This window comes from Sphingobacterium shayense, from assembly GCF_013179575.1.
GTDB classification, from domain to species: domain Bacteria; phylum Bacteroidota; class Bacteroidia; order Sphingobacteriales; family Sphingobacteriaceae; genus Sphingobacterium; species Sphingobacterium shayense.
Window position 1 is genome coordinate 1 of sequence record NZ_JABMCQ010000181.1, and the last position, 7,977, is coordinate 7,977.

General features: G+C 39.7%; 7 protein-coding genes. 3 read left to right on the plus strand and 4 right to left on the minus strand.

The genetic code is table 11. The features are described 5' to 3' along the window. Positions 1-869, plus strand: an 869-nt coding sequence (locus tag HP439_RS16320) for a glyceraldehyde-3-phosphate dehydrogenase (protein WP_172391409.1), incomplete at its 5' end; no start/stop codon positions are given. An 81-nt stretch (positions 870-950) separates the two neighbouring features. Here HP439_RS16320 and HP439_RS16325 read toward each other — a convergent pair. Together HP439_RS16325 and HP439_RS16330 are read right to left on the minus strand one after the other, a co-directional pair. Next, positions 951-3,410 carry a glutaminase family protein gene (locus HP439_RS16325; RefSeq protein WP_172391410.1) on the minus strand — a complete coding sequence of 820 codons (2,460 nt, stop codon included), beginning with the start codon at positions 3,408-3,410 and terminating at the stop codon, positions 951-953. Positions 3,411-3,865: 455 nt separating this feature from the next. After that, positions 3,866-5,113, minus strand: coding sequence for a 3-deoxy-D-manno-octulosonic acid transferase (locus tag HP439_RS16330; RefSeq protein ID WP_172391411.1), 1,248 nt, complete (start codon positions 5,111-5,113; stop codon positions 3,866-3,868). Between the two features lie 59 nt (positions 5,114-5,172). Here HP439_RS16330 and HP439_RS16335 point away from each other — a divergent pair, with 59 nt between their 5' ends. Together HP439_RS16335 and galE are read left to right on the plus strand one after the other, a co-directional pair. Beyond that, on the plus strand, positions 5,173-6,165 hold the full coding sequence (locus HP439_RS16335) for a GDP-mannose 4,6-dehydratase (RefSeq protein ID WP_172391412.1): 993 nt from the start codon (positions 5,173-5,175) through the stop codon (positions 6,163-6,165). Between the two features lie 2 nt (positions 6,166-6,167). Further along, positions 6,168-7,196 (plus strand): UDP-glucose 4-epimerase GalE, encoded by a 1,029-nt coding sequence (gene galE / locus HP439_RS16340; protein ID WP_172391415.1) that lies wholly within the window; start codon positions 6,168-6,170, stop codon positions 7,194-7,196. Positions 7,197-7,306: 110 nt separating this feature from the next. On the opposite strand, the gene HP439_RS16345 is transcribed toward galE, so the two are convergent. Beyond that, positions 7,307-7,729 carry a DUF983 domain-containing protein gene (locus tag HP439_RS16345; protein ID WP_246229395.1) on the minus strand — a complete coding sequence of 141 codons (423 nt, stop codon included), beginning with the start codon at positions 7,727-7,729 and terminating at the stop codon, positions 7,307-7,309. Between the two features lie 2 nt (positions 7,730-7,731). After that, a partial coding sequence (locus HP439_RS16350; protein WP_172391414.1) for a helix-turn-helix domain-containing protein occupies positions 7,732-7,977 on the minus strand: 246 nt, incomplete at its 5' end.

Consider the following 7,977-nt stretch of genomic DNA (forward strand, 5'->3'; position numbering starts at 1 on the left):
TAGAGGTCGACTCGTCCAATAATTCATTAATTATTAACGGGAATAGGGTGTATATTATCTCTGCAGATAAACCTCAAGAAATCGATTATAGTATCTATGGTATACAAGGGGCTTTAATTATTGACAACACCGGCGTTTTCAGAGATGAAATAGAATTATCACAGCACCTTAAAGCAAAGGGTGTGTCCCAAGTTTTATTAACAGCCCCAGGAAAAGGAATTCCCAATATTGTATACGGCGTAAACGACTTCGAAGTGAAGCCACTAGAGACTACGATTTGTTCGGCAGCTTCCTGTACGACCAATGCTATATCGCCGGTATTATCAATATTAGAAGATACATTGGGAATTGTCAAAGGTCATATCGAGACCATCCACGCGTATACCAATGACCAAAATTTGGTTGACAATATGCATAAGAAATCTCGGCGAGGGCGCGCTGCCGCGCTAAATATGGTCATCACGGAAACTGGGGCGGGTACGGCTGTCGCTAAAGTCATTCCATCACTTCAAGGAAAACTGAGCTCAAACGCTATTCGCGTGCCTGTTCCCAATGGCTCGCTAGCTATATTACAATTAGAACTAAAAACACCTTGTAATAAAGAGCAACTTTTAGATATTTTGAAAAATGCAGCTATGAAAGGAGCATTAGTGGAACAATTAAAATTCGAGACCAACCCCGAACTTGTCTCTTCCGATATAATTGGTGCTAGTGCAGCCGCCGTCATTGATGCGTCAGCAACAATCGTATCGAATAATGGCGAAAATATAATCCTCTATGTATGGTATGATAACGAATACGGATATACCCATCAAGTTCTACGGCTCGCCAAGCACGTCGCCGGCGTGAAACGTTATACTTATTACTAAATTGCCAATTTTCAACGCAAAAGTCAGGTATGACTTTTATAAAGAGGGCCGCTCATGTTGACGCGGCCCTTTTTCTTTTAATTATTTGTTTTCACTGTATTTCTTTTCGAGCATCTTTATGAAATACCCGCCTACGACGGCTCGCGCCTTAAACCCTCGCCTTTGAGGCTTGTCAGTATAGATCCAATCTGACATAGGAACTCGATCAACAGTTTCATTCATAAAAGCGTGAACTGGTTTAACAAACTTGTTAAAAGTATTCAAATCATCAGCAAGAGTTGCAGACCAGAATATCCAATCAGACTTGGTATAGGTCTCTCTATTGTCCAACGGTAAACCATATTGATTTTGCTGGGTTAAATAATAAGCAACTTCCTTTTTACGAATTTGCTCATCGAAAATATTCATGCCAAGAATTTTATCCCAAATTAGGTTATACTTTTGGCTCCACGTTCCCGCCTTGTCAAATGTTAATCGGTAATGATCTCCATCGTTTGCCATCAACTCCCATTGCTTTGCCATTTCTTTCGCTGTATGTAAATAACGCTCGGCAATCTCTCCCTTACCTTGCATCTTAGCCAAATACCCATAAGAAGCTATTCCCAAGATTGCCTTCACAGAAAGATTAGCATTATGAGCAAAATGTCCCGCAAAATCGTCAGTACAAAGTTGATTTTCTGGATCTAGTCCATTCTCCACCAAATAGTCTGCCCAAGTAGTTAGCACATCCCAATGGCTAGCCGCATAATCAGAATTCCCTTCAGCACGAGCTAATGCGTAAGCTAAAATTAGCATATTACCGCTTTCCTCTACAGGCATATCCCCTCCGTAGGTCTGTCCATTCGCCACAGGATAAGTTCCTACATCGTGAGCTGCAAACGGCTTTGTCCATTTCCCAGATTCTGAATATTCGAAAATAAAATTTAGCAATGCTTTGGCCAGTTCAGGATTGTAGTATAAAAACAACGGCGCAGACGGATAAGTAATATCGACCGTTCCTATCGAACCATTACTATCATTCTCCTTAGATAGTAAGAGGAGCTCGCCTTTTGGAGATTCTACAAGTTTATGCGCAGCGATAGCCTGGCGATAAGCCAACGCGCACAGCTCCGCATATTCTACACCAAAAGCACTATACTGTTTCATAAAATCATTGTCAAATTGATTGACTCTCTTTTCGATTGCATCAAATTCAGTAAATGCTTTCTCAAATTGACCTTCAATTACTTGCTTCCCGTCTCGGTTCCAATACGGACGTAAATTCTCTTGAAAATATTGAATAGCATAGATGTCATCATAACCAATAGCAATTTTACCTTTTAAGGTACCATTAACGCTTCCCTTCTGTATTAAAGCAAGTTGACCTCCATTTTCATTACTTTTTTTACCTGTTGCAAACGCTGTACGAAGCGCTGTGGGACTACCAACCTGAGCACTCGTAACTCCTTTTTCTCCGGCCATATAAAAATAACCCCAATCATTCCGGACATGATCACCTTTACGTCCAAGAATATTCTGCGTCTGACTGCCTGTTTTAACATAAACGAGGTCTCCTTCGCTATAGGTTTCACTCTTCGAAGCTTGCGTCGGCAGATTTAGTCCCCAATGTGGCGCAGCCTCGAAATACAGCTCTATAGAGGCGGACTTAGGAGAGCTCACCTCATAACTCAAATAATTTATCGGTCTCGCTAATAAATCCATATCATCTAAAAAAAGCGGTGCCGTAAAAGACACTTTCAATTGTACATCGCCACAAGCAAATACATAATTGGTTTGCATTGGTTGCACGTCGACAGATATTTGTTCAGCTTGTTTTTGAAAAAATCGTTGGTTGTTACGTTCGACAAGGAGCCCCATATCCAAATAGGCGTTACCTCCTCCATTATGACAATACGCTGCGAGGATATTTCTACCTTTTGTTAAAGAATTAACCACTTCCTGGTTCAGCTTAACACGTTTATTTTTTCCTGTAGAGTTGCCTGTAGATACGACTTGAATCCCGTTGACATAAAATATCGCATCGTCATCATGGGCGTACTCAAGATATACGTCTTTCCCGGACAGACTCCGTTGGAGCTCAATTTCCCGACGAACCCATATCCTATCCGTCTGCCAATCAGTTTTACTAAGCGGTTCATTTTCAAATGTCCCGAACCCACCTTTTCCTGCTTTCCAATCTTTGTGGTTGTAATCCTTTGCGAACCAATCGCCCTTCGGTTGTTCGATTGTATATTGTCCATCCCACGCTTTATCTTCCCCGTTTGCAATCTCGGTAAGCAATTCTACTTCCTCTGTGCCCATGAAACGATAAACTTCGTTATCAATTTTGATCACACCTAACAGTGGTAAATTTCTATTGTTGGACCAGTGAGCCACGGAAGTTTCATACAATTTATCTGCCGGTGACCATGCACTTACATTTGGGTCGATCGTAATTAAAGGATAGGCTGGTGCACGCAACGAGTTTGGCTGTTGTGCGTAGACAAGACTGACCGTCGAGATAACCGTTACACAGGCAGCCAGTAAGTTCGTTATTTTCATAATATATAAAATTTAGAGTTTTGTTAATTGGCTCAAAAACCAGCTGTTACAAAATTTCGATATCCAATTTCCGCTGTAAAAATATCACTTTACTTTGCAACAAAATCAACTAGAGGCCAAAATCGAATTACTATAACATCAAAAATAGAATTAAAAACAACATCACGTTAATCGCCTGCACAAGCAAACTGCATTTTGAACGAAATGTATAACTTTTTGATCAGATTTTACGATCAGCTAATACGAATTAGCATTAAGGTAATAATTAGAAAGCGTTCTTCCGATTTCGCCGAAAGACTACACCGGTCAGTTTTTAAGTGCTTGCCGAAACAGGGCCAATCATAAGCGTTATAAAAACGAGGACGCTAGAACCTGTCATATAAATTTTTAAAGTCAGACTCGCCTTACAATCAAAAAAATTGAATTGTTCGCCTAAATATCAAAAGATTTCTTAATTAATCCAACAGCCTCTCCGTGGAGATATACTTCATAATTATCGGCGTCGCCCCTGCCTTTTCCCGCACATAATTCCGAGCCTCATTTCCAGCCGTTGTCCGTCGTCTTTGATCAGATAATGAAACAAGAACTTGATCGAACTTGACAAAACCGTCAACACAAAAACCTGCTCCAATTTCAAGAAGATCTATGGCTTCCTGAAACTTCCCATATTTAGGTCCAAAAATAACGGGGATACCATAAGTTGCGGCTTCAAGAGTGTTGTGAATCCCAACACCAAAACCGCCACCAATATATGCAACAGTACCGTATCGATATAACGTCGACAGCATGCCAATGTTATCTACGACTAAGACTCGCGCCGCATTAACTTCTGTTTCGGTATAGGAGGAAAACTTAGAAAAGAAAATTGATTCGGGAAAAAGGCGTAATATCTGTTCAAGATGATGATCATGGATCTCATGCGGAGCTAATATCATCTTAAAGGAAAAATGCTTGTTAAGAAGTTCTGAAAGCAACTGTTCGTCCGGTTGCCAAGTACTTCCAGCAACCAGTACATCCTGCGTAAACCTTAAAAAATCTTCGACCTCTTTTATAGATTTCCGCTGCATTGATAATTCCCTTACGCGATCAAAACGCGTATCGCCAGCTAAACCCGCATTCGTAATATGTATTGCCTTAAGTAAATGTACCGAATCCATATTTTGGGTAAAGAAAAACGTGACATTTTTGAGAATGTTTCGAAAAAAGGAACCATACCATTTAAAGAACAATTGTTCTTCACGAAAAATTGTAGAAACCATTAACAACTTAATATTCATTCTTTTAAGTTCTTTAAAATAGTGATACCAATACTCATATTTCGTAAATATTGCGAACTTAGGTTCTATAATCGTTAAAAATTGACGAGCATTTCGTCGCGTATCGACTGGCAGGTAAAACACGTAATCTGCAAGATTCGTATTTTTTCGAATTTCGAATCCGGAGGGGGAAAAAAAAGTTACAAGAATTTTTTGTGTAGGGTACTGCTTCCTCATCGCCTCCATAATGGAACGTCCTTGTTCAAACTCTCCCAAAGAAGCAAAGTGAAACCAAACGGGTTTACACCCTTTTTCAACCGTTTGTTCAATCTGTCGCATGATATTTTTGCGTCCGTCAACCCATAACCTTGCCTTGGCGTGAAAAAGGGCTAATATCCGCAAACCCAAGCTATAAAAGCCTATTACTAAGTCGTAGAGAAAATGCATGTTGAAAAAATATCCTTATATTCGTCAAAGATATTAAACTTTATCCATTCTATAGATTAGTGAACAGTCTACATAAAAAGCGAATACTTATTACAGGTGCAGCAGGATTTCTTGGATCACACCTTTGCGATCGTTTTATTGCCGAAGGTTTCTTTGTGATAGGAATGGATAATTTAATAACTGGGGATCTTCGAAATATAGAGCATCTATTTAAACTCCCAAATTTCGAGTTTTATCACCATGACGTATCTAAATTCGTTCATATACCGGGAAATTTAGACTATGTTTTACACTTCGCCTCGCCTGCGAGCCCCGTTGATTATTTACAGATACCTATTCAGACTCTCAAAGTCGGTTCATTGGGCACGCACAATCTACTTGGGCTTGCAAAAAGCAAAAATGCTAGAATTCTTGTCGCTTCAACATCCGAAGTTTATGGTGACCCTTTGATATCACCACAATCCGAGGAATATTGGGGCAACGTTAACCCTGTAGGTCCACGCGGAGTCTACGATGAAGCGAAACGCTTTCAAGAAGCGATGACAATGGCATATCACAATTTCCACGGATTGGAGACGAGGATCGTACGGATATTTAACACGTATGGACCACGAATGCGCTTAAATGACGGAAGAGCCTTACCTACATTCATTGCGCAAGCACTCAACAAAGAACCACTCACTGTATTCGGCGACGGCACGCAAACTCGTTCATTTTGTTATGTATCGGATCAAGTTGAAGGTATTTTTAAGTTACTTCTTTCGAACTATGTACAACCAATGAACATTGGGAATCCTGAGGAAATGAGTATTCGAGAAATTGCCAAAGAGATAATTCAACTCTCGTCAGGTCATTCTGAAATAATCTTTAAAGATTTACCTGTCGACGACCCAAAACAACGTCGACCAGATATCAACAAAGCTATCAGTATCCTGGGGTGGCAGCCAAAAATTTCAAGAAAACAGGGTTTAGAGAAAACGATTGCATACTATAAGGAACTCCCAAAAGGGATATTAATAAACAAGGACTTTACATATTTCAATCAAAAATAATGATGAGCAAAATTCTAGTTACTGGCGGAACAGGATATATTGGTTCCCACACTGTAGTCGAGTTGCACAATGCAGGTTACACTCCGGTTATCGTAGATAACCTTTCCAACTCTAGTTTGAAAATTCTAGATCAAATTGAGAAAATAATAGGAGTAAAACCTGAGTTTCACCAATTTGACCTTTGTGACGAAACATTGGTTACAAATTTCGTAAAAAACAATCCTGATATAACAGGCATTATCCATTTTGCAGCTTCAAAAGCGGTTGGTGAATCGGTCGAAAAGCCTTTAAAATATTACCACAATAACTTCTTTTCGCTTATCAATTTATTACAAGCTTACAATGAAAAAAAGATAAATTTCGTATTCTCCTCAAGTTGTACTGTATATGGCGAACCTGATCAGCTGCCTGTTACTGAGTCAGCTCCTACAAAAAAAGCTACTTCCCCTTATGGTAATACCAAACAAATTGCAGAAGAAATATTAGAAGAATCCGCAAACGCTTACGACAATTACAGCATAATCGCGTTACGATATTTTAACCCAGTAGGAGCGCATGAGTCAGCTTTGATCGGCGAGTTACCTTTAGGAGTTCCACAAAACCTCCTTCCATTCATTACGCAAACGGCAATCGGAAAACGCGAGAAATTAACCGTTTTCGGCGGTGATTACGAAACGCCAGACGGCTCTTGTGTGCGCGATTATATTCACGTGGTCGATTTAGCAAAAGCGCACGTCGCGGCAATAAAATTGCTTGAAAAGGGCAATCCTAATGGAAAATATGATGTATTCAACATAGGAACGGGAAATGGCTATTCTGTCTTAGAGGCAATCGCAGCTTTTGAAAAAGCATCTGGACAAAAACTTAACTATATTGTCGGACCACGTCGTGAAGGTGATATCATTAAGGTTTGGGGTGACGTTACCAAATCCACACAACAGTTAGGATGGACTGCAAAATTAGGCATAGATCAAATGATGTCTTCTGCCTGGGCTTGGGAAAAATATCTAAAAGAGCATCCAATCGCTTAAAATACATGGCTCAAATAATACCCCCGGAAAATCACGGGGGTATCGGGCATTATGTCAGATATATTTGTACTTTTTCATACCTCACAGAGGTGCGGAGGATATATAGCCTTTTAGGCCTCTATTTTCTTATAATTATCACCATAGTATCTTTCATTAAACTTTAAATTTGGCACAAGCCAATACATCTGAATAACGCGAGAATACCGAAAATTGAATCCTGAAAAGATAATCGTAATAAATACACAGGATGTCAAATATAACCATGGGGATTCAGATCCGCCAGACAAGACATAAGTTGCGATACAAATTGCGATAAACTGAGCGACGCTCAACGCATAGCTGACGAACATTGCCACGTAAAAAAAACCTGGTTCCATTTCAAATTTAAAATCACAATGAGGACACCGTTTAAGCATTGACTGACCTTTAATTCTGAACACTCCTCCAACAAACATTTTCCCAGTTTTACAACGCGGACATCTACATTCCCAAGCGGCTTTGACGTCACTTATCACATACTTATTATCATTCATATTCATGCTTCTTTTGTATATAAATTTGTATTTTTCTTAAATTCTTCAGGGGTGCATCCGACAGCCTTTTTGAAAAATTTTGTAAAATATGATGCGTCGGAAAAATTCAGCTCATAGGCAATTTCCGCTATCGAAAAATTTTTCATAACCAATAAACGTTTTGCTTCTAACAAAACACGATTTCGAATCAGTTCCCCCGCCGAGTATCCCAGTTGCTCTTTGGTTACTGCATTGAGATGATTGGGCGT

Bases quoted from the DNA above. Each gene is read 5' to 3' on its own strand.
- HP439_RS16325 (WP_172391410.1), bottom strand. From the start codon at position 3,410: ATGAAAATAACGAACTTACTGGCTGCCTGTGTAACGGTTATCTCGACG.
- HP439_RS16330 (WP_172391411.1), bottom strand. From the start codon at position 5,113: ATGCATTTTCTCTACGACTTAGTAATAGGCTTTTATAGCTTGGGTTTG.
- galE (WP_172391415.1), top strand. From the start codon at position 6,168: ATGAGCAAAATTCTAGTTACTGGCGGAACAGGATATATTGGTTCCCAC.
- HP439_RS16345 (WP_246229395.1), bottom strand. From the start codon at position 7,729: ATGAATGATAATAAGTATGTGATAAGTGACGTCAAAGCCGCTTGGGAA.